This window comes from Hymenobacter mucosus (assembly GCF_900188255.1).
Taxonomy (GTDB): Bacteria; Bacteroidota; Bacteroidia; order Cytophagales; family Hymenobacteraceae; genus Hymenobacter; species Hymenobacter mucosus.
On sequence record NZ_FZNS01000003.1, the window covers coordinates 225764 to 249049 of the forward strand.

Genomic DNA, 23286 nt, shown 5'->3' on the forward strand with positions numbered 1-23286 from the left:
CCTGCTGATGCCGTTGGCGCAACCCTTGCGCGCGCGTGCGCGACCTTGCATCTGGATTTCAGACTGTATTTTCCTGCATGAATCACTTTTCTGCATCGCGCCCGGCTGCCGCGGCTTCCCTACTACTGGCGCTGGCTGGCTGCGCCACCACCAAACCAACCGTTCCTGCGGCATCTGCGCCAGCGGCTACCCCGGCAACGTCAGCCGTAGCGTCCTCTACCGGCGGGCGCAGCATCAATCCGCAGGATGTTGACCGTTCCGTGTCGCCCTGCGAGGACTTCTTTCAGTTCTCGGGTGGCAACTGGTTGAAAAACAACCCGGTGCCGGCTTATGCCTCTAGCTGGGGCCCGCGCAACCTGCTCGGCGACCGGACCCAGGCCACGCTGAAAAAGATACTAGAAGAAGCCGCAGCTACTACTTCGGCGCCTAAGGGTTCTAACACCCAGAAAGTAGGCGACTTCTACGCCTCGGGTATGGACTCGGTAGGCCTCGAAAAGGCGGGCCTGAAGTACCTGCAGCCCGAGCTGGCGCGCATTGCCGCCATCAAAGACCTGAAAACCTTGCAAACCGAGCTGGCTCGTCAGCAGACCCTCGGCACGGGAGCTTTCTTCCGTGCCGGCGTGGGCCCCGACCGCAAGCAGAGCACGGTGTACGCCGTCAATTTCAGCCAGGGTGGCCTGGGCATGCCCGACCGCGACTACTACCTCAAGGACGATGCCCGCTCAAAAGCCGTGCGCACGGCCTATGTAGCCTACATGACCAACACGTTCAAGCTCATGGGCGACTCGGAGGCCACAGCCGCGAAGAAAGCGGCCACCATTGTGCGCCTCGAAACCCGGTTGGCCCAGGCCAGCAAGAGCCGCGTGGAACTGCGCGACCCCTATGCCAGCTACAACAAGATGACGGTGGCCGAGGCGAATGCCCAGTTCCCGAACATCAACCTGCCGGCTTTCCTCGCTCAAAACAAGTTGGGGGCAGCCAAGGAAGTCATCATTGGGCAGCCTACCTTCTTCAAGGAGGTGAGCACCATGCTCAAGCAGGAGCCCTTGGCCGATGTCAAAACCTATATGGCTTGGCAGCTCGTCAGCTCCGTGCCCTCGGCCCTGCCCAAGGCGTATAGCGACGAGGCTTTCCGGTTTGCGCAGGTGCAGAGCGGGGCCAAGCAGCAGGCGGTCCGTTGGAAGCGCATGCAGTCGGCTACGGATGCTACTTTGGGCGAGGCCTTTGGGCAGTTGTACGTAGACAAGGCTTTCTCACCTGCGGCCAAGCAAAAGGCCCTCGATATGGTAGCCAACATCAAGGCCAGCATGGCCGACCACATCCAAACCAATACTTGGATGAGCGACGCTACCAAGCAGGAGGCCCTGAAAAAGCTGAATGCCCTGCGGGTGAAAATCGGCTACCCCGATAAATGGAAGGACTACTCGGCTCTGAACATTACCCGCGAGTCGTACCTGAAGAATGTGCTGGCTGCCCGTCAGTGGAGTTACCAGCAGAACGTGAAGAAGTTTGGTGGGCCCATTGACCGTAATGAGTGGGGCATGACGCCGCCTACCATCAATGCCTATTACAACCCGCCGATGAACGAAATCGTGTTTCCGGCCGGATACCTGCAACCCCCTTTCTTCGACCCCGAGGCCGACGACGCGGTAAACTACGGCGCCATTGGCGGCGTCATGGGCCACGAAATGACCCACGGCTTCGACGACCAAGGCCGGCAGTACGATTCCCAGGGCAACCTACGCGACTGGTGGACCAAGGAAGACGGAGAGCAGTTTACCCAGCGCGCCGCCGTGGTAGGCCGCCAATACGACGCCTTCTCGCCCCTCGACTCGGTGCACGTGAACGGCAAGCTGACTATGGGCGAAAACCTGGCCGACTTTGCGGGCCTTACCATAGTATATGGTGCCCTGGAAAAACAACTGCAGAAGCAATACGGTAATGGTCCGCGCCCCGTCATTGATGGATTTACGCCAGAACAGCGCTTCTTCCTGAGTTGGGCGCAGCTGCGCCGCACCAACATTCGGCCTGAGGCCTTGCGCCAGCAGATTCTCACCGACCCGCACTCGCCCGGTCAGTACCGTACCATTGGACCGCTCATGAACATGCCCCAATTCTACCAGGCTTTCGGTTGCCAGCCGGGCCAGAAGATGGTGCGGCCTGATGCGGAGCGCGCCGTTATTTGGTAGCGGTGCAGGGTGGGTAAATTGAAAGTATATCAGTTTACCCACCCTGCACCGCTTCGTTTTTTGTAAGTGTGCGGTGATATTCCTGTATATTACTTCACTTTTTTCATGCCCTTTACTTTCCACATGTTCGCAAAGAGCTACTTATTGCTGACGCTGGGTACTGCTGCCGGCCTAGCCCTAACAGGCTGCGCTTCTAGCACCCCGGCCGCCACGGCCACCTCAACCACCCCCGCTACTGCTACCGCATCTGCTACCACCGAAACGGCCGCAAAAGGCCCCGTGCTGCCCGGCGTTGGCCTGGACCTGTCGGCGAGGGATATGTCGGTGTCGCCTTGCGAAGACTTCTTCCAGTACGCCAGCGGCACTTGGGTGAAGAATACCCCCATTCCGGCCGCCGAATCGTCGTGGGGCTCCTGGAATACCCTTATCGACCAGAACAACGCCGTGCTGCGCCAGATTCTGGAGTCGTCGGCCGCTAACAAGTCGGCCGCGAAAGGCTCGAATGCTCAGAAAGTAGGTGATTTCTACGCCTCGGCTATGGACACCGTAGCCATTGAGAAGGCCGGCTTGAAGTACCTGCAGCCGGAGTTGGCGCGCATCAATGGCGTGAAAGATCTGAAAGGCCTGCAGACTCAGCTGGTGCGCCAGCAGATGCTACAGACCCGCTCGGTATTCGGCCTGGGCGTGCGCCAGGATTCCAAGAAAAGCACCGAGTATGCCGTATACATGGGCCAGGGTGGCCTAACGCTACCCGACCGCGACTACTACCTCAAGGATGACGCCCGCTCCAAGACCATCCGGACGGCGTACACCACCTACCTCACCAACATGTTCAAGATGTTGGGCGATAACGAGGCTACCGCTTCTAAGAACGCCGCCACTGTGCTGCGCCTAGAAACCCGGCTCGCCAAAGCCAGCAAAGACCGCGTAGCCCTGCGCGACCGGTACGCCAACTACAACAAGATGACGGTGGCCGAGGCGAATGCCCAGTTCCCGAACATCGGCCTGACGGCTATGCTGCCCCAGGTAGGCCTAGGCTCGGTGAAGGAAGTAATTGTAGGCCAGCCTGAGTTTATGAAGGAAGCCAGCGCGGCCCTCAAGCAGGAGCCCATCGGCGACTGGAAAACCTACATGCGCTTTCACTTAGTAAACTCCGTAGCCTCGGCTCTGCCCAAGGCCTACGTAGATGAGTCGTTCCGCTTCAACCAGGTGATGAGCGGTGCCAAGCAGCAGCAGCCCCGCTGGAAGCGCATGCTGCGCTCTACGGATGCTACCCTGGGCGAGGCCTTCGGTCAGATCTACGTAGAAAAAGCCTTCACCCCCGAAACCAAGAAGAAGGCTCTGGAGATGGTGGCCAACATCAAGGAAGCAATGGGTGAGCACATTCAGGCTCTGGAGTGGATGAGCCCCGCCACCAAGCAGGAGGCCATGAAGAAGCTCAACGGCTTCACCGTAAAAATCGGTTACCCCGACAAGTGGAAGGACTACTCGGCCCTGACCATCTCACGTGAGTCGTACTTGAAAAACGTGCTGGCCGCCCGTGAATGGGAGTTCAAGGACAACGTGAGCAAGTTTGGCAAGCCGATTGACCGCACCGAGTGGGGTATGACCCCGCCCACGGTGAATGCCTACTACAACTCCACGATGAATGAAATCGTGTTTCCGGCCGGCATCATGCAGCCTCCGTTCTTCGACCCCAAGGCCGATGACGCCGTGAACTATGGCGGCATGGGCGCGGTAATTGGTCATGAAATCACGCACGGCTTTGATGACCAGGGCCGGCAGTCGGATGCGGAGGGCAACCTGCGCGACTGGTGGACCAAGGAAGATGCCGCTGAATTCTCGAAGCGTACCGACTTGGTAGGCAAGCAGTACTCAGCTTTCTCGCCGCTGGATTCAGTGTACGTGAACGGCAAGCTGACCATGGGCGAAAACCTCGCTGACTTCGGTGGTACGGCCCTGGCCTACAGCGCCCTGCAGAAGCAGCTTCAGAAACAGTATGGCAGCAGCCCCCGTCCGCAGTACGACGGCCTGACGCCCGAGCAGCGCTTCTTCCTGGCCTGGGCTCAGGTATGGCGCACCAGCATGCGCCCCGAGGCTCTGCGCCAGCAGGTGCTCACCGACCCGCACTCACCCGCGCAGTACCGCACCAACGGCCCACTGATGAACATGCCCGAGTTCTACGAGGCCTTCGGTTGTAAGGAAGATGCCAAGATGGTGCGCGCCCAGAACGTACGCGCCCGCGTGTGGTAAGCCTTAGATAAGTAAGAAATGGAAAAGCGAGTTGCCTCTGGCAGCTCGCTTTTCTTCTTTTGCTCTTGAAGTATCCAAAGCTAAAAGCTCGACATGACGGGCTTCCCTGGCTTCTTAACTCAGCTCCGTTCTTCCATTCCTTTCCAGTATGAAAAACAGAAACAGACTCACCCTGACTGCCTTGTCGGTAGCTGGCCTGGCCATAGCGGGCTGCAGCTCCTCGAAGCCCGTAGCTACCACTGCTACTGCCCCTGATGCTACTGTGGCGGCCCCAACTGCTGAAGCACCCGTGGTGAAAGGAGTAGGCCTGGATGTCGCCAACATCGACCCGGCCGTTTCGCCCTGCGACGACTTTTTCCACTTCGCCAGCGGTACGTGGCTTAAAAACACGCCTATTCCGGCCAGTGAGGTGCGGTGGGGCAGCTTCCAGCAACTCGCCGACCGCAACAACGCCGTAAGCCGTCAGATTTTGGAGGAAGCCGCGGCCAACACCTCGGCGCCCAAGGGCAGCAACATGCAGAAGGTGGGCGACTACTACGCCTCCGCCATGGACTCAGTGGCCATTGAGAAGGCCGGCATCACGCCCCTGAAACCGGAACTGGCGCGCATTGCGGCGGTGAAGGATTTGAAAGGTCTACAAGCGGTGGTGGCCCGCCAGCAGACGCTGGGCACCGGGGCTTTCTTCCGGGCCTACGTAGGCCCGGACCGGAAACAGAGCACCATGTATGCCGTGAACATGAGCCAGGGTGGCCTAGGCATGCCCGACCGCGACTACTACCTCAAGGACGATGCGCGCTCCAAGAGCATCCGCAACGCTTACGTGGCCTACATGACCAACACGTTTAAGCTCATGGGCGACTCGGAGGCCACGGCAGTGAAGAAGGCTGCCGCCGTGCTGAGCATTGAAACCCGGTTGGCCCAGGCCAGCAAGAGCCGCGTGGAGCTGCGCGACCCGTACGCCAACTACAACAAGATGTCGGTGGCCGAGGCCAACAAGCAGTTCCCCAACCTGGGGCTGCCTACGCTACTGGCGCAGAATAAGCTGGGCGCGGCTAAAGAGGTGATTGTAGGCCAGCCGGCTTTCTTCAAGGAGGTAAACACCCTAATGAAGCAGGAACCCTTGGCTAACGTCAAAACCTACCTCGATTGGCAGCTGGTTAGCTCCGTAGCCTCGGCTCTGCCCAAGGCGTACTCCGACGAAGCCTTCCGCTTTACGCAGGTGCTCACGGGGGCCAAGCAGCAGCAACCCCGCTGGAAGCGCATGCTCGGCGCTACGGATGCAGCTATGGGTCAGGCCTTCGGGCAGCTCTACGTGGACAAGACCTTCACGCCCGAGACCAAGCAAAAGGCCATGGAAATGGTCAATAACATCAAAGCCAGCATGGCCGAGCACATTCAGCAACTCGACTGGATGAGTGACGCTACCAAGCAGGAAGCCCTGAAGAAGCTGGCCGCCTTTAAGGTGAAGATTGGCTACCCGGATAAGTGGAAGGACTACTCCGCGCTCAATATCTCGCGCGAGTCCTACCTGAAGAATGTGCTGGCCGCCCGTCAGTGGAGCTACAACGATAACGTAAGCAAGTTCGGTAAGCCCATTGACCGCAACGAGTGGCGCTTCACCCCGCCCACGGTAAACGCGTCGTACAACCCGTCGATGAATGACATTACCTTCCCGGCTGGCATTATGCAGCCCCCGTTCTTCGACCCGAACGCTGATGATGCCGTGAACTACGGCGGCATGGGCGCGGTAATCGGTCATGAAATCACCCACGGCTTCGACGACCAGGGACGCCAGTCGGATGCGGAGGGCAACCTGCGCGACTGGTGGACCAAGGAGGATGCCGATAAATTTACCCAGCGTGCTGATATGGTGGGTAAACAGTACTCCGCCTTCTCACCAGTTGACTCCGTGTACGTGAATGGCAAGCTGACCATGGGCGAGAACCTCGCTGACTTTGGTGGCCTGAGTGTGGCCTACAGTGCCCTGCAGAAGCAGCTCCAGCAGAAGTACGGCAGCGGCCCACGCCCCAAGTACGATGGCTACACGCCCGAGCAGCGCTTCTTCCTGGCCTGGGCCCAAATCTGGCGTACCAATGCCCGCCCCGAGTACCTGCGTCAGCAAGTCATGACCGATCCGCACTCTCCGGCTCAGTTCCGGACCAACGGTCCGCTGATGAACATGCCCGAGTTCTATGAGGCCTTCGGCTGTAAGGAAGATGCCAGGATGGTGCGCGCTCAGAACGTGCGTGCCCGCGTGTGGTAAGCTGAACTGTGCTGACCGCAGAATCCTTGATGGATGGTTCTAAACAGGAGTTCTTGACTTAAGAGGCCTAACTCCAGCTTGTCTTGCTCACTAATGGTGTGCTCTGCCTGTGGCAGGCCGCTGTTAGTGGGCAAGCCTTGTTTAAGGGCCTACTATCCCTGACGCTAGCTACTGGAGACTCTATTGTAACAAGCAGAGAGTGTGCTATCTGTGCTGGGTTAGCAAGACGAAACTTGGCTCCGTTAAGAAATTAGGCCAGTGTTAATCATGTGGCTGTTCATCGGCCGTGGGGTCGTGGCCTCTCTTTTGGCCTACTATTATTTCGTGGTGCAAGTAACCCCACTCGCTCATGGCGCGCACCACACTCAGCAGGGTTTGGCTGTGCGGCGTGCTTTCATATTCCACTGTCACCGGGCGAGTATTGCAGACGGTGCGCTTCACGAGCTGGTGCTGCTCCATTTCCTGCAATTCCTTGGAGAGAACACGCGGTGAAATGCCAATTTCGCGGCTCAGCTCCTTGAACCGGTACTTACGCTCAAGCAACACGGCCAGGATAACAAGTTTCCATTTGCCGCTGATCACGTCGAGAGTATCGCGGACGGCTTGGTGTTGGCTTTTGCCAGCGGGACCAGGGCAAACGAGCATGGTGGTATCCTTTTAGTAACCGGTATCCTGTTGGTAATACATACCAAAGCTACCCCAACTGCCCGATAAGTTTGCCCTCGCATTTACCCCGAGGCCTACCCAAGCAGCGGCCGATGCTGGCAGTTAGCTGAGTAGTGTAGTTCACCTCAGCTACCGGGATTTCTTTATACAGTACTATACGCTCCCCATGAAACGCATTCTCGTCTACGGCGCTACTGGCCGTACGGGTGGCCTGGTCGTGGCCTATGCCTTACAACAAGGCTATGCAGTCACGGCCCTCGTGCGCAACCCTGCTAAGATTTCGCTTGCCTCCCCACACCTAACGGTTGTGCGCGGGCAGCCCACCAACTTGGCCGATATACGCCGGGCCATGCAGGGCTGCGACTTCGTCATCAGTACGCTTAGTGCGCTAAGTGAAGCCGAGTCGTTTTCGTTGAAAAAGATCACACCGCCCCACACGCTGGAAACGTCGATGGGCTATACAATACAGGCTATGCGGGAGTTAGGACTCCAGCGTATCGTAACGCTGTCTTCCATTGGGGTGGGCGATTCGTGGCCGTATGCCCCGTGGTATATGCGCCTGATGATTAGACTAACCAATTTTACGCTTGTGTTTGCTGACCACGACCGACAGGAAACCTTGCTGCGGCAGTCTGGCTTGGAGTGGGTTATTGCTCGCCCGGTGGCCCTGAACAACCGAGAGCAGATCGGGCAGCTTATTGTGCGTTACCAACAAACCCCGTCACCCTTCGCTATCAGCCGGCAGCAACTAGCCAGGTTTATGGTAGAATGTTTACAAGGCGACGACTTCCTGCACAAGGCGCCTTTGCTGGCGGAGAAGTAAGCGAGAGAAGGGGGTAGACGACAGTCTAATTTCTCCGTTTCCGGATCATCGTATCAGTACCAGAAATACTAGGCCTGTAACGCTGCCGTTTGGTCGGCGTAACAGGCCTAATGTTGTTTTTCCCTATACTAGGGAGTTGCCTAATGACACCTGACTTATCTTCGTTCTATGTCAGAGAATATTGTAAATGACTTCTTGCACCTGCTGCACCGGCCCGACCTGAGTATTCTGACGGCCCGGTGGCTGCGGACTACCTCGTCGCCGGAGCTGCGCACGGGCTACCACCGGCTGCTGGAATTTGCCTCGGGCTGTACCACCTGCCTGTGGCTGATTGATTCGCGCCGCCGGGAGCACTTGGAGAATAGTGACGTACACTGGCTGGTGCGGGACTTCTATCCCATGCTTCGGACTCGGCTAGGCCAGCATGTGTACCTAGCTTACCTCATCTCGCCGGCCCAGCTGGAAGACACCACTGACGACGAAACCCTGCCTGCCCTGCCCTACACCCACGGCGACTATTGCTCCATCAACCAATTTACCGATGAGGGTGATGCGGTGCAGTGGCTTACCAAGCACTTGCACCTGCCAGTATAGGCTACCCTGCTTTCACTACTGCCATAAAAAGGTGGCCTACCTCCCCCGTAGGCTACCTTTTTTGCTTTGTAGAAAAATAAAGTTGACGCTTCGGTATCATGATTACGAAATGTTCGTAGTATTACGAAATAATCGTAATAACTGACATGGAACGACTTACTCAACCCGAAGAAGAAGCCATGCGCGCCTTTTGGCAGCTGAAGGGTGGCTTTATCAAGGAGGTGCTGGAGCTGCTGCCCGAGCCTCGGCCGCCCTACACCACGCTGGCTTCCACCGTCCGGAACCTGGAGCGCAAAGGCTATCTGCAGGGCGAGAAGCTGGGCAACACCTTTCGGTTCACGCCCCTCATTGCCGCCGAGGAGTACCGCAAGCGCTTCATGAGCACCTTCGTGGGCGACTACTTCCGCAACTCCTACAAAGAGCTTGTTTCATTCTTCGCGAAAGACCAGAAGATCAGTGCCGAAGAACTGAAGGACATTGTGCGCATGATTGAGAAAGGGCAGGAAGAATGACTATGCCCGATCTGCTGCCCTACCTGCTGAAGGTAAATGGGGCCCTACTGCTGTTTTGTGCGGTGTACTATCTGGGCCTGCGCCGCCTTACCTTCTTCGGCCTGAACCGGGCATTTCTGCTCTTTGCGCTGGTGTTTGCGCCAGCTTACCCATTCATTGACCTGAGCAGTTGGTTTGCCCGACAGAACCCGCTGCCGGCCCAACTGCTGTTGCTGGCTCCCAATTGGCAAGCCTTGCCCACGGCCGTTCCGGCTACCATCAATTGGCTGGTAGTGACCTACTGGGTCGGGGTAGGTGGCCTAGGGGTACGGCTAGTGTTGCAGCTGCTCTCGCTGTATAGGCTGCACCGCATTTCCCAACCTGCGGAGTTTGAGGGGCAGCGGTTTCGGGCGGTGCCGGAGCCGATAGCACCTTTCGCCTTTTGGCAGACGGTATACCTTAATCCCGCCCAGCACCCGCCCCAAGAGCTGCCCGCCATTCTGTGCCACGAGCAAGTGCACGTGCGGGAGTGGCACACCGTGGATGTCCTGCTGGCCCAGCTCAGCCTGCTCTTCTACTGGTTCAACCCCGGCGTGTGGCTTTTGCGCCAAGCTCTGCACGAAAACCTGGAGTTCAACACCGATTACCGGGTGCTGCAATCGGGCCTGCTCGACAACAAAACTTATCAGTACCAGCTATTGCACCAAAGCGTGCAGGGGCAGGCCAATTCTATCGTCAGTCATTTCAATTTCCATCTTCTCAAAACCCGTATTGCCATGATGAATAAGCCCCGCACGGCCCGCACCCAAGCTGCCCGGTACCTGCTTCTGTTGCCCCTGGCCGCCAGCCTCACCCTTTGGAGCTGCGAGAAGAAAGCCTACCTCCCGGAGCCGGCTACCTCCGTTCAGAAGCAAGCAGCCACTTCGACTGAAAATGCACTGTATTTCGTGGATGGAGTGCCGAGCTCTGAGCAAGCCATGCATCAGCTAGAGCCAAGTGCTATAGCCAGCGTAAATGTGATTAAGGGGCGCAAGTTCATGCCTGGCTTCAATGAGGAGGCCTTTAAGCAAGATTTTGGCTCTATTGAGGGAAAAGGAGTTATGCTGATTATTACTAAAGCTGGGCAGGATTCGGAAGCGTTGAAAGCGTTCAACGAGAAGTACAACATCGTCTACAAAGCCGCGTCGCCCGAAGATCAGGCCATTACGATGCGCATCAAAGAAAGCACCGAAGGTGAAAAGGACATCTCCTTGTCAGACTTTAAAGGCCGGCTGGTATTCGTCAACGGGCAGGAAGCTGATGGCCAAGCCACTACGCTAAAAGGAGGCTCTATCAAGAGCGTGTATGTGCTGGATGCGGAAAAAGCCACCGCAAAATACGGGGATAAGGGTAAGAAAGGCGCCATTCTCATCACCACTAAATAAGGCTATCCGGCGCTTGTCTTAAGGCAGACGGCGGCAGGTAGTGAAGCAAATAAAAAAGAGCCGGTTCCTGACCTGGAACCGGCTCTTTGTGTTAAGCGCTGCGGCATGTTACGGGCTTACTCTTTATCCTTCAATGGGTCGTGGCCCCAGTTCATAAGAGAGTACCGCCACCGGGAATGCTCTACGGCATCTTCCTTGTGCGGTCCCTGGGCTTTGTGGCGGCTGATATAGGAATGCACTTTGTGCATATGCGCCTCGTCGTCAGGGGTAAGGTCGGCTTGTTTGGTGCGCAGAATCTTGATGATGTGCTTGCCCGATTGGTGACCAATAGACTCCTTGGCGCCCTCGTCTTTCTGGCCCACAGATTTTGATTCTTCCGTATCCAGCCACTTTTCTAGCTCGGCAGCCGTCATGTTGACTTCCTCCTTGAACTGAATGTACAGGTCGTTATTGGGGGCATTGGTGGTAGCAGACATACTAGCAGAGAATAGCAAGTGGCACCGGTGCCACTCTACTACGGCAAACGCGACTGTCGGGCTCCGGGTTGTGACTTCGGATTATACCAATCAAAGTAAGTTACAGCCAATCGGTTGCGCATTCAACCCAATTTGCTCTACTACCGCTAACTGGGCAATTAGGGGAGTTTAGCGGTAATACATATCGGTTTAACGACAAATAGGGAGCTTACGCCCGGAGGGTGCCGGTAGTGCGGAACTAGTGGCCGTATGTTGCAGCAGAATTCTTGCCGCTATGCTACCAAACTTCCTCTCCGATACTACTCCGCTCCATACCACCTACCGCCCCGATCTTCACGTTCTCGTTAGCCGCTGGAACTACCAGCCCGATGCTAGCCAACTTCCGCCGGCATACGAGTTTCTTACTCAGGATGCCCTCGCGCACGACTGCCGGTTCTGGCTGCAAGATATTCGGCGGCGCACGCTCAATGAGCCGGAGGTAGTACAGTGGATGTTGGAGTCATACTTTCCTAGCATAGCTACCCACTTGGGTGGCCGCCTAATGGTAGCATACCTAGCTAATCCATCCTTGCTGCAAACTATTCAAGGCTCCTCCTATCCTTCTGATAGCAGCTACTCCACCGAGGCCTTTGACGTTCAGTTTTTTACTGATGAGGCAGCCGCTATGCAGTGGCTGCAGGAGAGTACCGGATTGAGTCTCACGGCACGCCACTAGTTACAGGAGCTGCTGCAGGTCGGAAAACTGCTGGAGCCGTAGTTCCGCTTCTGCCGGTGCTAGGGTGCCAAAGCCGTAGGCCGCAAAAATGAACGGTACGCCACTTTTCTGGCTGGCTTCTAGGTCGCCGCGGGTGTCGCCTACGTAGGCGGGCGCCTGCAACTGATATTGGGCCACAATTTCGCGGATGTTGTCGGCCTTGGGCAGCATTTTGGTGCCAAAGCACTGGTGCCCCTCAAAGTAGTGCCCCAAGCCGCTGTGCTCAAAAAAGGCCTCCACGTAGCCTACCTGACAATTGCTGACGATAAAGAGGCGGTAGCGGCTTTGTAGGTAGCGCAGGGTGGCTTCTACTTCGGGGTAGAGGGTACCACCGTACTGCTGGGCGTGAGCTAGCTCCTCGCGGGCACACAGGGCACTGAACTCCTCGCGCTGTTCGGCGGGCAGCGTGGGGAAAAGCCGGTGGTACACGGCCTGAAAAGGCTGCCCCGTCACGGCCTGCACATCGGCCAGGGTAATGTCGTTGTGAATATAATCGACGCTGTTTTTAGCTTTCTGAAAAGCCTTAGTTACAGATTCAGTAGCATTCCAAAGGGTGCCATCTAAGTCAAAGATGATGCTGTCAAAATGAAGCGGCATAGGGTTGGTACTAGGTTAGCGGTACAACAATTCCCTTGATAACCTGCCTTTCTTGGCAATGTTGGCTGGAATTGATTTTTCGGCGCGCAACTAGTCACGCCATTTTATGAAATGCAAGGTTGTTTTTATTGGATTAGTTATAAAAATTATTCGCCTATTGCTTCTCTGTAATTTATTTTTTAGAAGTGTACTATTTGCACATTATAACCTATAAATTAGCGAGTAAGGGTGGATGGGTAGGATGAAATGTTCATGCTATTATCTACACGAAAGATCGTTTCACTATTATCAATCTTTCTTATGTCCAAAACACTACTCATCCTGTTCTGCTTCTTGCTATTCTTAGCAGAGGTGCCCACCGCCGTGGCCGAATCAGGCAGCACGTCCGCTCCGGCCGAAACCGCCCTGAATTTCCGCGTTCCTCGTCCTAACTTTAAGAAGTACCGCGGCAACAGCCGCCATAAGCCTCACAAGCTAGGCCCCCTGAAGCGCTGGCGCCTGCGGCGCAAAGCGGCTAGCAAGCGCAGAAACCGCACTACCCCCTCCATTAAGGTAGGTACCCCAGTGCGGACCAAATAGGTCACTAAATACGCATGTGCTACGCACCGCCGTCTTTTCCGCCAGGGAAGGACGGCGGTTGTGCGTAATGGGTAGAGCTGGCGCCGTGCCTGGCCTAATGCATTGGCTGAAGCGTTTGCGCTAGTAGCCCAAGCCTCAGTGGCACGAACTGAGATACGCTACCTTGCGCAACTTACCAGAAAGCATCGCATCGGAGCGGCGACCAGGAAGCTACCAAATACCGTACGTAGCGGTTGTGTGCTGCGTAGCCTGGTCTCATAGCCAGGACTGCATCTGCTCCTGCTCGTTTCATGCCCTCTTCTGTGTCCGCGTCTGCACCTACTCCGCCATCCCCAGCTACCCTCTGGACACCGCTAACCTATTCCGTATTTCGGGCCATCTGGATTGCCTCCGTGGTATCCAACATCGGCACCTGGATGCAGAATGTAGCGGGCGTATGGTTGGTGACGACCCTCACCACGTCGGCCTTGCTGGTGGCCCTCATGCAAACGGCTACCAGTCTGCCCGCCTTCATGCTCAGCTTGCCCGCTGGTGCCATGGGCGACCTTGTGGACCGGCGTAAGTTGCTGCTGTGCACCCAGGGCTTTATGGGGGTGGTAGCGTTTGTGCTGGGTATTCTCACGCTGCTGGGTCAGGTATCGGCGCTGGGCGTGCTGGGCTTCACATTTTTACTGGGCATTGGCGCGGCCCTGAATGCGCCCATCTGGCAAACCGTAACTACTGAGCTGGTTCCGCGCCCGGTGCTGGGCTTTGCCATCACCCTTAATGGAGTCAGCAACAACATTGCCCGGGCCCTGGGGCCGGCCATTGGGGGCATCATCATTGCGCACTACTCGCCGGGCTACGTGTTTCTGCTAAATGGCATCTCCTTCGTGGGTACCTTGCTGGTAGTATACCGATGGAAGCGCAACGCGGAAACAAGTAGTGGCCCTACCGAGAACTTCATGGGAGCCCTGCGCACCGGAATTCGGTACGTACAGTACTCGCCAGCTATTTATGCGGTGCTGTTTCGCACGTTCGGCTTTGCGTTTGGGGCCAGTGCCATGTGGGCATTGCTGTCGGTAGTTACGGCGCGGCGCTTGCACTTGCAGTCAGGCTCCTACGGGGTGCTGCTGTCGTGGCTGGGCGCGGGCGCCATTACGGGAGCTTTCTTGATGGGACGGGCAGGGCACCGGCTCAATTTCAACCAGCGGGTGCTGCTCGGGTCCTGTGTGTTTGTGGGTACCAATGTGGGTTTAGCTCTGGCCCCCAACGAATACTGGCTCTTTCCGGTGATGTTTCTGTCGGGTATTGCTTGGCTGATGACGATGACGAGCTTCAGTACCACCGTGCAGCTGCACGTACCCAAGTGGGTACAGGCCCGCGTGGTCAGCATCTACATGCTTGTGTTTCAGGCGGGGCTTTCCATTGGCAGTATTGTATGGGGTGAATTGGCCGACCGTCTGGGCTTGCAACAGGCCCTACTAGGTGCCGCCAGCTGGATGGCTGTCAGCCTGGCGCTAGCCATTCCCTTCCCCATGCGCTCCGCCGAAGGTCTCGACTTGACCCCCGCCGAAAACTGGCCAGCTCCTACCATTGAGGGCGACGTAGACCCCGACCACGGACCCGTAATGGTCACCATAGAATATCAGGTTCCCTTAGCTGATCAGCCAGCATTCCGGCAGGCCATAGCCCGTCTTAGCCGTTTGCGGTTGCGCGATGGGGCCCTGAACGCGGGCGTTTTTGCCGATTTAGCCAGCCCAACTTCCATCACGGAATTCTTCTACGTAGCTACCTGGGGAGAGCATGAACGCCAGCACCACCGCTTCACTCGCGAAGACCTCTTGGTGGAAGCAGAGGTGCAGCGGTTTCATACTGGCCCCGAGCCGCCCCAAGTCCGACATTTTCTATCCTTCCCCAAAACAACTAACGTGGAGCTGCCTACCCCAGTGGAAAGCCTGGAAGGGCCTCGTTAATACGCGCCGCTACCTTACTCACGTTTCCAACGAACGCACCACAAAAAAGCCCCTCCCTGCCAGTGGCAGAAGAGGGGCTTTCCCGTGACTGTGGGCTACCTACCAGGAGCCGCTGTTGCTGTTGTCGTCGTCGAAGCCACCCCCGCCCGTGTCGTCGGAGGAGGTGTCGTCGTAGGAACCGCTGTCGTCCGACGAGAAGTAGTCGGGCGAAGAGTCGTTTACATCCTCCGAGAAGTAGTCGGGGCCGGCATTGGTAGAGGCGGCACCAGAATCACCCAAGAACGGAAACCCTCCGGCGGCAGCCCCACCCGCAGCGGCGGTTCCCGCATCCAGGTTTTGGTTCTGGTTCGGGTCTGATTGGGGGTTGAGGTGGCTGTAGTTTTCGTTGTTGTCACTGTGCCCATTGGCCATACGGTTGCCCAGGTAGGCGCCCGCAGCAGCGGCGGCCCCGGTCATCAGCATGCCGCCCATTCCGCTACCCGTACCGCCCGAGCGATTGGGAAGGAAGTCGGGGGCTGGTTGGCCGCCGTAGCCGCCCTGGTTACCATAATTCCCCGTTGGGCGATTAGGCTGATTGGGCTGGTAAGGTGGGGTAGGTTGGTTTGGGCGGTTGGGTAGAAAATCGGGAGTAGTACCAGTGGGTCCCGGAGTCTGCGTGCGCCGGCGAAATAGCTTAGAAACCAGCCATATGCCGCCCCCAATCACGAGGGCCCCCAGCACCAGCGTACCAATACCAAACCCCGAAGATGCCGGCTCGGTAACCGGAGTAGGAGTAGCTACGGGCTCGGGCGTATCTACGCGCGGCGGCAACTCATCCGACAACCCGCTGCTGGGCGCACCGGCACCTATGCCAGAAGAAGTTGCAGCTCCGTCGGTGCCAGCAGTAGCTCCGTTGGTAGCGGCTGCGGCCTTGTCTTTATTCGGGTTCGATTCTGGGTGAGCCGCCAGCATCAGCGCATTCAGCCCCGAGCGCACGCCGGCAAAGTAGCGGCCTTGCTTGAAGCTCGGCGTCATTTGTTGGTTGATTACCCGGCTCGTTAGCTCGGGTGTAATCTGGTTGCGCAGCCCCGAGCCAGCCTGAATAGTCACTTTGCGCTCCTGGGCTCCTATCAGCACTACTACCCCGTTGTTTTTGTCGCGCTGCCCAATGCCCCAGCTTTCGCCCAGGGCCCGGCCGTAGTCGGCTACGTCGCGGCCCCCTAGGCTTGGCACCGTCACCAGCACAATTTGGGTACCGGTATTGTCGGCATAGCGGCGAAGGCCACTTTCCAGCGTTTTCGCATCGGCCTCGTTCAAGAGTTTGCCCTCATCAGTGACGAAGCGGAAGGGGGAAGGGCGGGCGGGTAAGCCCTCGGTACTTTGGGCCGCAGACCGCGGGAGGCCGCCCAGCCCAGTTGCTACCAAGAGCAACAGAAAGATTAAGAAACGATTCATGGCGTGGAAGGAAGTGAGATGAGAGATGAAAGCAGGTTTTTGCCTTCTACGCGTATTGGCCTGGGGAGGCTGTAGTAGAGCTTTGGGCGGCTAACAAACAGAAGCGCCGCCTCCCCGTTGCGGGAAAGGCGGCGCCAAGGTCAAGGAGTCAGGGAATTGCTAAGAACCCACACCCGAGCTTTGCGGACGGTTCTTCATTTCCTCCATCGGGTCATTCGCGCTATTGTGGTCTGAGTCCGACTCGCCTTGGCTCCCAGCGGATTGCACGGCTACGTCCGTTGCCTGCTGTCCTGCGCGGCCTGCTAGCTGCCCCGCACCACCCGACTGCTGCCCGCCGCGCACCTCAATCTGGTGGCGCATGGTTTTCTTTTCGTCTTTGGGTACGCTCACGTGCAGAATGCCATCCTCAAAAGCTGCCTCAATGCGGGTAGCATCCACAGTGTCGGGAAGCTGAAAGGACCGGTGAAACGAGCCGAAGGTGCTTTCTACTACGTGGTAGCGCCGCTCGTTCTGCTCGTTGCGGAAGTGCCGCTCGCCGGCAATGGTGAGGCGGCCTTGGTGGAAGTCTACTTTGATGTCTTCGCGCTTCATGCCTGGTAGGGCTGCTTCAATCTCGTAGCTTTTCTCTGTTTCGTAGGCATCTACCTGGGGCGAGAAACTATTCACGCGCCCACGCGCCGCCATCGAGTCGGAGAAAAACCGGTCGAGCATGCTGCTAAAGCTGGCAGAAGCAGAGTCGGAAAACGCGTCCTGGTACTTTTGAATAGCCATGGTTGTGAACGGTTGGGGTGGCACAAACAAACACAGATGCTCTTCATACGCCCACCAAAAAAGCTGGGTTGCGTGTAATAATGGGGCTTTCTGTTGGTTTTGCCGGGTCGGCTTACTCAGTCTGGCGCAGTAGCTGTTTCACTAGGTCGGGCAGGGTTTTGCCGGTGTAGGTGGGCGGTGCGGCCAGGGGGTAGAGGGTTTGGCCTGGGCGCGCAATAAAACCAGTTTGCAAGCCCGCGTGGGCGGCACCTGCCACGTCCCAGCCGTGGGCTGCCACCAGCAAGGCAGCGGCGGCCGGAAGGCCAATGGTTTGGAGAGCAGCCTGGTAGGTTTCTGGGTGTGGCTTGTACTTGCTCACGGTTTCAATGCTTAGCCCTTGCTGGAAGTAGCGGATGATGCGGGCGTGGCGTAGCTGCTGGTCAAGCACGGGCTTGGGCGAGTTGGTGAAGGCCACCAGCCGGAAGCCCGCGTCCACTAGCATTTCCAACCCGTGGGGCACATCCTTATGGGGTGCCAGTTGGGTCATCAGGTCTAGAATCTCACTTTTCTTGGTAGGCTTCAGAGGTTTCTCTTCCAGCATGGCCGCGGCCATATCCAGAGCAGCGTCGCCAATGGTGCCGAAGGGATGGTAGGAGTCCGTTACGGTATCCACCAGGGAGTACTGAAGCAGGAGGCCGAACCACTGCTTAAAGGCGAACTTGTTGCCGAATGCTTTATTGACGGCCAGCTTTAACTTGCTCATGTCGAGCAGCGTCTCGTTGACATCAAATAGAATGACTTGGGGGCGGGAAGAGGGTAGAGAAGAAAGCGGCATATGGAGTAAGTCAGGAGGAAAACTAGTATTGGCATACGCAAGGCTGCCCATCTAGTGACGCCTCAGGCTCAACCCGCACGCCTGCGCTTGCAGAATAAACTAGTGGGAGGAAGAGTTTTCTGGGTTGTGTCAAGCATTATCCGCTGGGTAACTGTATCTTGTAGCCGCATTTTTTCATTTCGTATGAACGACCCACTACCTATTCTTTCTGCGTATTTCGACTTGATTCAGTCGTTCAATCTCAACCCGGAGGCCTACGCTGCGGTACTGCACCCCGAGGTGGAGCAGGTAGAGTACCCCAACTTGATTTACAAGACCGTTCAGCGGCGCAACTTTAACGACATTCTCGATAACATACGCGTGGGCCGCGAGCTACTGCGCGACCCGAACTTTGCAGTGGAGCGTACCGCTCTGGGTGCCGATGGTAGCGTAACGGTAGAGGGCCTGTGGCAGGCGACCGTCATCAGCGACATTGGCCCCCTGCTGCGTGGGCAGCGGTTATCAGCTCATCTCTGCCTTATTTTCGAGTTCAAGGACGGCAAGATTTACCGGCAGCGTCGCTACCCATGCTTCGAGCTAGTATAAGCTAGCTCAGGAGTAGTAGCACTACCTCCGCAGAACGCCCCCACGCTTGAGGCTACTTTTGCAGAAGTAGCTCAGCGCGGGGGCGTTTTGCGTAAAAGAAACAGGGCATTGCGGTTGAACTCGGGCCGGGCGGTTGTCGTACCATACTCTGTGCGCTGTGCGGCCTGGTTGGGCGGTTTGTTTGCCTCTTGAGGGGCACAGCGTAGCATCTACTTTTCCTTCTTACCGCGGCGCTGCCGCCCGCCCTATGTACCGCCTCTGCTCCCTAAGTGTACTATTAATTGGCCTGGTAGCCGGCGCCGCCCAGGCTCAGAACCGCCAGCCTGTGCAGCCCACCCGCCGCAACCCTACGGAGCGCATCAGCCCCATGCCCGGCGTAACGCTGCCTGCCGGCGTGAGCCAACGCAACGCCGAGCCCGTGGCCGTTCCTACCCAGGTGCAGCCCAACGGCACGCTACCCTTGCCTTCCATACCCAGCGGCAATGTCACGGCCGGCCCCATTGACTCGGTGCAGGTGCAGCAGCCCTCGAATAGTCGCCCTGCTACTCCTACCCGCACGCGTGCGCGCACCCGTACTACTCGCCCCTAGCATACGGGCGCTACCAATTGCACGCCCACACGCCACTGCCCCGGTTGAATCAGCTGCTTATCCGCTGACTCAACCGGGGCAGTAGCGTGTGGGCGTGTGGCCTGCTAGTGACGAAGTACGTCTCGTTTCGGTTCACGCTGTCCACATTCGTGGGCTAGCTGCCTGCCACGAGCCGGGTAGCTACGGAATCCGGGGCGACGGTGCTAGGTAACCAAGATCGGCTCACCGACATTGAGCGCGTCAACCCCAACTTCTACTACGTGCTCAACTCCGGCGCTGGCACCATCCGCAAAATCAAGTACTAGCTTCAGGTAGGTGCGCAGCAAGCAGGTAGTAGACTCGCCTTCTACCGTACTGAGCAAGGCAGCAATGGCCCGCTTGGCCACCCTACTCGACGGACTTTAGCGGAATGTTGGTGAAGGTACCGGTGATAGTGATGTCGCACTTCCGTTTGGGAAAGGTGCTGTATTGCACCACTGGGTCGTTGGAGCCTTCCAGGGTAGTTGTATAAGTGCCGCTCAGGAGGTGGCGCTTGGCATCATAGCTAGTGATGGTGAGGTTGCCTGTGAGGTGCTGCATATTGCTGAAATACAGAATAGTGCCGCCACCTAGGCTTTCGGGTAGGTCGTAGTAATAGGTTACGTCCGCGTCGCGGGTCCGGTCCCGTAGCGTTTTGAGCGTGTAGGTTCCGGTCAGGGAAGTAGGTAGTTTGGCGCGGTCTAGGACAAAGCCAACCCCCTCGGTAGTAGTAGCGGGGTGTACCCCAATGGCTAGCTGCTGGGCATCTTGGTTGGCGTATGCTTCCAACTGTTGAGCTTGAAACGTAGTGTCCCGGTGCTGCCCGTTGTCGTGGTACACGATGGATCGGCTATAGGTCATGGCGGGTTCAGGCGTAGGCTCGGGTGTTTCTTCCCGATCATCCTTATCACAGCCCGCCGTAAAGGCCAGCGTAAAACCTAGTAGCAAAAGAGTAAGGGTGTGTTTCATAGCAGATGGAAAAGAGTAAAATCACTATATAGAAAATTGTGCCAAGCTGCGCGAGCAGCAATAATCCTTAAAACTAGCTGCTGAGGCGCCCGCCTGCCAGTGAGTTTCTTCATGGCAGAGGCTAGCGTCTCCGCCCACAACAGGCTTCCATAGGCTGTGGCAACCTGTTGTGGGCGGAGAACGGTGAGCTAGGTTGCTGTGGTAGGCGAGCGGCTACCTAATGCTGCTTTCTAGTTCAGCTCCATTTCGCGGCTTCTAGTTTATCCTTGTCGGCGTATGTCGTAAGGCACGGCCAGGCCAAGCAGCGCCTCGGCAATATGGGCATCGGAGGCCGTGCCCGCCACGGTAAGCTCGGCCACCAGGCCCCGCTGCCGGTCGTCGCGAACGGTTAGGTCGTGGAGGGTTAGGTTATCGACGGTGGCTAGCTGACGAGAGTATACGCGCGTGATTTCCTGCTTCACTAGGCTGGGCTTCAGGATTTTGCCAATGGCGGTGAGGGGTAGCTCGGCGGCAGTATATACCTGCTTGGGCCAGGCCGCCCGCTCCGGAATGCGCGCTTCCGCAAACGCCCGCAGCTCGGCTTCCGATACCTGCTGCCCAGGCACCAGGGTCACGTAGGCCACTGGCAGCTCGCCGGCGTGGGCATCGGGGCTGCCAATGGCCGCTGCCAGGGCCACAGCCGGGTGGGCCGACAGTGCATCCTCGATCAGCTTGGGGTCGATGTTGTGCCCACCCCGGATGATGAGCTCCTTTTTGCGGCCGGTGATGTAGAAGCCGCCTTGGGCATCCTGCCGGCCCAGGTCGCCGGTGTTATAGAAGGGACCCTGGCCGTCGCCGGTATCCACCCAAATGCCTTTGTTGTGCTCGGGCTGGAGATACCCCCCAAAGATGTTGCTGCCCCGCACCACCAGCACCCCGCTTTCCTCGGTTTCGGCGTCGCGCAGGTACTGGCCGGTTTGCTCATCCAGCACTACCACCCGCACCTCCTGGTAGGGTACGCGCAGGCCAATGCTACCCGGCATAGGCTCGCCCGCCAGCGGCCCCACAATACTGATGCAGCTACCTTCGGTGAAACCATAGCCTTCCACGAGACGCAGCTTAGTTCGTTGCTCAAAGGCACGTAGCAGCTCCACTGGCAGCGGCGCCGCGCCGCAAATGGCGTAGCGCAGGGAGCTTAAATCCTGGCTCGCAACGGGTAAGTCGAGTAGGCGGCTGAAGATGGTAGGCACCCCGCTAAACAGGGAAATGCGGTAATGCGCCACCAGTTGCCAGAAGTTATCCAAGATACCTGGCCCGCGGTAGCCGGCCGGGCTGCCCAGCACTACCGTGTGGCCCAGCAGCCACGGCACGCTGCCCGTTACTACCACCCCGTTTACGTGAAACAGCGGCAGCCCACAGAAGAAAACCAGGCGCTCGGGCTCGGCTTCTCCACCCAGCAATTGGGCCGAGGCGAAGCTGACGCTGGTAAGGTTGTGGTGGGTAAGGGGGGCAATTTTGGGCGTGCCCGTAGTGCCGCCCGTGTGGAAGTAGCAGGCCGTATCGGTGGAGGCAACGCGGCGGCCCGACACCAGCCGGTTGGTAGGCTGGCGGCGGCTGGCCTGGGCAAAGTCTACTACCTGAATGCCGGGCAGTGCTGGGCGAGACTGCGTCAGGCGTAGCGCCCCCACCGCCAGGCGTTGTGCCAGTGGCAGGTAGGGCAACATATCCACCGTTACGATTGTGCGCAGGGTGGGCACCAGAGCCGCCACGGCTTCCGCTTTTTGCCAGATGTCGGTTTTAGGAAAGGCCCGGAGCGTGACCAACACTTTCGTGCCGGCCGCGTTGAGAATATCGGCAATCTGGGCTGGCTCCAGCAGCGGGTTGATGGGGTTCACGATACCCGCAGCCTGCCCGCCCCAAAGAGTAAAGTGAGTTTCTGGCAGGTTGGGCAGCAGGTAGGATACTACATCGGTGGGCCCTACGCCTAGTTCATGAAGCAGGTTGGCTGTTTGGTAGCAGCGCTGCACGAGCTGGACGTAGGTGAAATCAACTGATTCGGTAGGCCGCTCTCCGCTGAACACAAAGCGCAAGGCCAGCGCCTTCGGATTGCGGGCCGCCCCGCGTTCTAGCAATTCCAGGGTGTGGGCGGGCACTGGCTGGGCAGACAGGGGCTTTTGTTCCAGCGTGAGAATATCGGCAAGGTTGCGGTAACCGGGCATAGGAGAGGGGAGAGAAAGCCACGGATGGCTTCAGGAGACAGTAAAGGTCCTCTAAAGGTAGGTAGCTAGCAACAACGCAGATATAGTTACGCAGCTACACCTCTAGCTGGGTGGGGTTGGTTTCATAGACCGCGCCGCAACGGGAGCCAACCGCAGCCGCAGGTACTGTTGCAGCCAGACGGGGTACAGGTTATACCCAATGTTGAGTACTGTTAGTACCCCCGCCCAAGCCCACTGGTTCTGCACTGCGGCATACCCGCTGACAAACCAAAAGAACAGCAGCGCAGCTATGTGAAACCGCTCCATATGGTAGCTGTTGGCCACTAACGCCGCTACCGACCGGCGGGTTTTCAGCCGGCGGTAGCGCGGATAGCGCCGTCGGACCAGCGCATGCACCAGTGCCCCGTCCTGCGCCAGCCAGTTGACAACCGGCACCCCCAACCGCCGATACATGGCTGGCACCCTACTCAACTGCCAGTATCGAAACCAACTCCGAGGCACTGCATACGCCAGCAAACTCAGCCCCAGCAGGCCTACCAGCCACGGCCGCGCCATGTGCTGGTAGCAAAACACTACCAGCGGCCCCAAACTCAACCCCGACCATACCACCGACGGCACAGCGTTGTAGAACGCCAGCACCGCCAACGATGGCACAGCAGATTCCTTTGGGGTAGGCAGCATAATAGCCTAATATAATGGCTGCTAGCCAAGCCTCAATCGTCCTCGAACTTGCTCAACCGGCTGTAAACCGGTCGCTAAACGGCCTTCAAACTCTTCCTTTCCGTAATCTAAAATGTTATTTGGAAAGCGCGGCAGGTAGTACACCCCGGTACCGCTAGTAGGC

At 57.8% G+C, this 23286-nt stretch carries 21 protein-coding genes; 12 read left to right on the forward strand and 9 right to left on the reverse strand.

Translation table 11 applies throughout. The features are described from left to right. Positions 1–77: 77 nt before the first annotated feature. The 3 genes from CHB83_RS08210 (at position 78) to CHB83_RS08220 (ending at position 6705) form a co-directional block, all read left to right on the forward strand. Positions 78–2189, forward strand: coding sequence for a M13 family metallopeptidase (locus tag CHB83_RS08210; protein ID WP_089332266.1), 2112 nt, complete (start codon positions 78–80; stop codon positions 2187–2189). A gap of 105 nt (positions 2190–2294) precedes the next feature. Beyond that, entirely contained in the window at positions 2295–4442 is a 2148-nt protein-coding gene (locus CHB83_RS08215; protein WP_245855306.1) for a M13 family metallopeptidase, read from the forward strand. Between the two features lie 148 nt (positions 4443–4590). Next, complete coding sequence (locus tag CHB83_RS08220) at positions 4591–6705, forward strand: M13 family metallopeptidase (RefSeq protein ID WP_089332267.1); 2115 nt, start codon at positions 4591–4593, stop codon at positions 6703–6705. Between the two features lie 261 nt (positions 6706–6966). Here CHB83_RS08220 and CHB83_RS08225 read toward each other — a convergent pair whose 3' ends face one another. Beyond that, a complete protein-coding gene (locus CHB83_RS08225; RefSeq protein ID WP_089332268.1) occupies positions 6967–7350 on the reverse strand; it encodes a winged helix-turn-helix transcriptional regulator in 384 nt (127 codons plus the stop codon). A gap of 187 nt (positions 7351–7537) precedes the next feature. On the opposite strand from CHB83_RS08225, the gene CHB83_RS08230 reads away from it, so the two are divergent. From CHB83_RS08230 to CHB83_RS08245, 4 genes are all read left to right on the forward strand, one after another. Next, positions 7538–8194 carry an NAD(P)-dependent oxidoreductase gene (locus CHB83_RS08230; RefSeq protein ID WP_089332269.1) on the forward strand — a complete coding sequence of 219 codons (657 nt, stop codon included), beginning with the start codon at positions 7538–7540 and terminating at the stop codon, positions 8192–8194. Positions 8195–8362: 168 nt separating this feature from the next. Next, positions 8363–8788, forward strand: coding sequence for a hypothetical protein (locus CHB83_RS08235; RefSeq protein ID WP_045688226.1), 426 nt, complete (start codon positions 8363–8365; stop codon positions 8786–8788). A gap of 146 nt (positions 8789–8934) precedes the next feature. After that, positions 8935–9300 (forward strand): BlaI/MecI/CopY family transcriptional regulator, encoded by a 366-nt coding sequence (locus CHB83_RS08240; RefSeq protein ID WP_089332270.1) that lies wholly within the window; start codon positions 8935–8937, stop codon positions 9298–9300. Further along, positions 9297–10703: a M56 family metallopeptidase gene (locus CHB83_RS08245; RefSeq protein WP_089332271.1), complete on the forward strand. Its 1407-nt coding sequence runs from the start codon at positions 9297–9299 to the stop codon at positions 10701–10703. Before CHB83_RS08240 ends, CHB83_RS08245 begins: the two co-directional genes overlap by 4 nt. Positions 10704–10819: 116 nt before the next feature. Here the strand turns inward: CHB83_RS08245 and CHB83_RS08250 are convergent, their stop codons facing one another. Further along, positions 10820–11179 carry a DUF3140 domain-containing protein gene (locus CHB83_RS08250; protein ID WP_045688229.1) on the reverse strand — a complete coding sequence of 120 codons (360 nt, stop codon included), beginning with the start codon at positions 11177–11179 and terminating at the stop codon, positions 10820–10822. A gap of 274 nt (positions 11180–11453) precedes the next feature. Between CHB83_RS08250 and CHB83_RS08255 the strand changes: the two genes are divergently transcribed. Further along, positions 11454–11894: a hypothetical protein gene (locus tag CHB83_RS08255; RefSeq protein ID WP_089332272.1), complete on the forward strand. Its 441-nt coding sequence runs from the start codon at positions 11454–11456 to the stop codon at positions 11892–11894. Here the strand turns inward: CHB83_RS08255 and CHB83_RS08260 are convergent, their stop codons facing one another. After that, positions 11895–12530: an HAD family hydrolase gene (locus CHB83_RS08260; RefSeq protein ID WP_089332273.1), complete on the reverse strand. Its 636-nt coding sequence runs from the start codon at positions 12528–12530 to the stop codon at positions 11895–11897. A gap of 300 nt (positions 12531–12830) precedes the next feature. Between CHB83_RS08260 and CHB83_RS08265 the strand changes: the two genes are divergently transcribed. After that, positions 12831–13109, forward strand: coding sequence for a hypothetical protein (locus tag CHB83_RS08265; RefSeq protein WP_045688232.1), 279 nt, complete (start codon positions 12831–12833; stop codon positions 13107–13109). 290 nt (positions 13110–13399) lie between these two features. Continuing rightward, positions 13400–15064, forward strand: a complete 1665-nt coding sequence (locus CHB83_RS08270; RefSeq protein WP_089332274.1) for an MFS transporter — start codon at positions 13400–13402, stop codon at positions 15062–15064. Between the two features lie 99 nt (positions 15065–15163). Here the strand turns inward: CHB83_RS08270 and CHB83_RS08275 are convergent, their stop codons facing one another. The 3 genes from CHB83_RS08275 to CHB83_RS08285 form a co-directional block, all read right to left on the reverse strand. Continuing rightward, the gene (locus CHB83_RS08275) at positions 15164–16498 is read right to left on the reverse strand and encodes a TPM domain-containing protein (RefSeq protein WP_089332275.1); all 1335 of its coding nucleotides are present in this window, start codon (positions 16496–16498) and stop codon (positions 15164–15166) included. 159 nt (positions 16499–16657) lie between these two features. Beyond that, the gene (locus CHB83_RS08280; RefSeq protein ID WP_089332276.1) at positions 16658–17269 is read right to left on the reverse strand and encodes an Hsp20/alpha crystallin family protein; all 612 of its coding nucleotides are present in this window, start codon (positions 17267–17269) and stop codon (positions 16658–16660) included. A gap of 112 nt (positions 17270–17381) precedes the next feature. Next, complete coding sequence (locus CHB83_RS08285) at positions 17382–18083, reverse strand: haloacid dehalogenase type II (RefSeq protein ID WP_045688234.1); 702 nt, start codon at positions 18081–18083, stop codon at positions 17382–17384. A gap of 183 nt (positions 18084–18266) precedes the next feature. Here CHB83_RS08285 and CHB83_RS08290 point away from each other — a divergent pair, with 183 nt between their 5' ends. After that, positions 18267–18668, forward strand: a complete 402-nt coding sequence (locus CHB83_RS08290; RefSeq protein ID WP_045688235.1) for a nuclear transport factor 2 family protein — start codon at positions 18267–18269, stop codon at positions 18666–18668. Positions 18669–18915: 247 nt separating this feature from the next. After that, positions 18916–19257 carry a hypothetical protein gene (locus tag CHB83_RS08295; RefSeq protein ID WP_089332277.1) on the forward strand — a complete coding sequence of 114 codons (342 nt, stop codon included), beginning with the start codon at positions 18916–18918 and terminating at the stop codon, positions 19255–19257. A gap of 387 nt (positions 19258–19644) precedes the next feature. On the opposite strand, the gene CHB83_RS08305 is transcribed toward CHB83_RS08295, so the two are convergent. The 3 genes from CHB83_RS08305 to CHB83_RS08315 form a co-directional block, all read right to left on the reverse strand. Next, on the reverse strand, positions 19645–20244 hold the full coding sequence (locus CHB83_RS08305) for a hypothetical protein (RefSeq protein WP_089332279.1): 600 nt from the start codon (positions 20242–20244) through the stop codon (positions 19645–19647). A 260-nt stretch (positions 20245–20504) separates the two neighbouring features. Beyond that, positions 20505–22442, reverse strand: coding sequence for an acyl-CoA synthetase (locus CHB83_RS08310; protein WP_089332280.1), 1938 nt, complete (start codon positions 22440–22442; stop codon positions 20505–20507). A 102-nt stretch (positions 22443–22544) separates the two neighbouring features. Next, positions 22545–23123: a glycosyl-4,4'-diaponeurosporenoate acyltransferase CrtO family protein gene (locus tag CHB83_RS08315; protein ID WP_089332281.1), complete on the reverse strand. Its 579-nt coding sequence runs from the start codon at positions 23121–23123 to the stop codon at positions 22545–22547. Positions 23124–23286 lie beyond the last annotated feature (163 nt).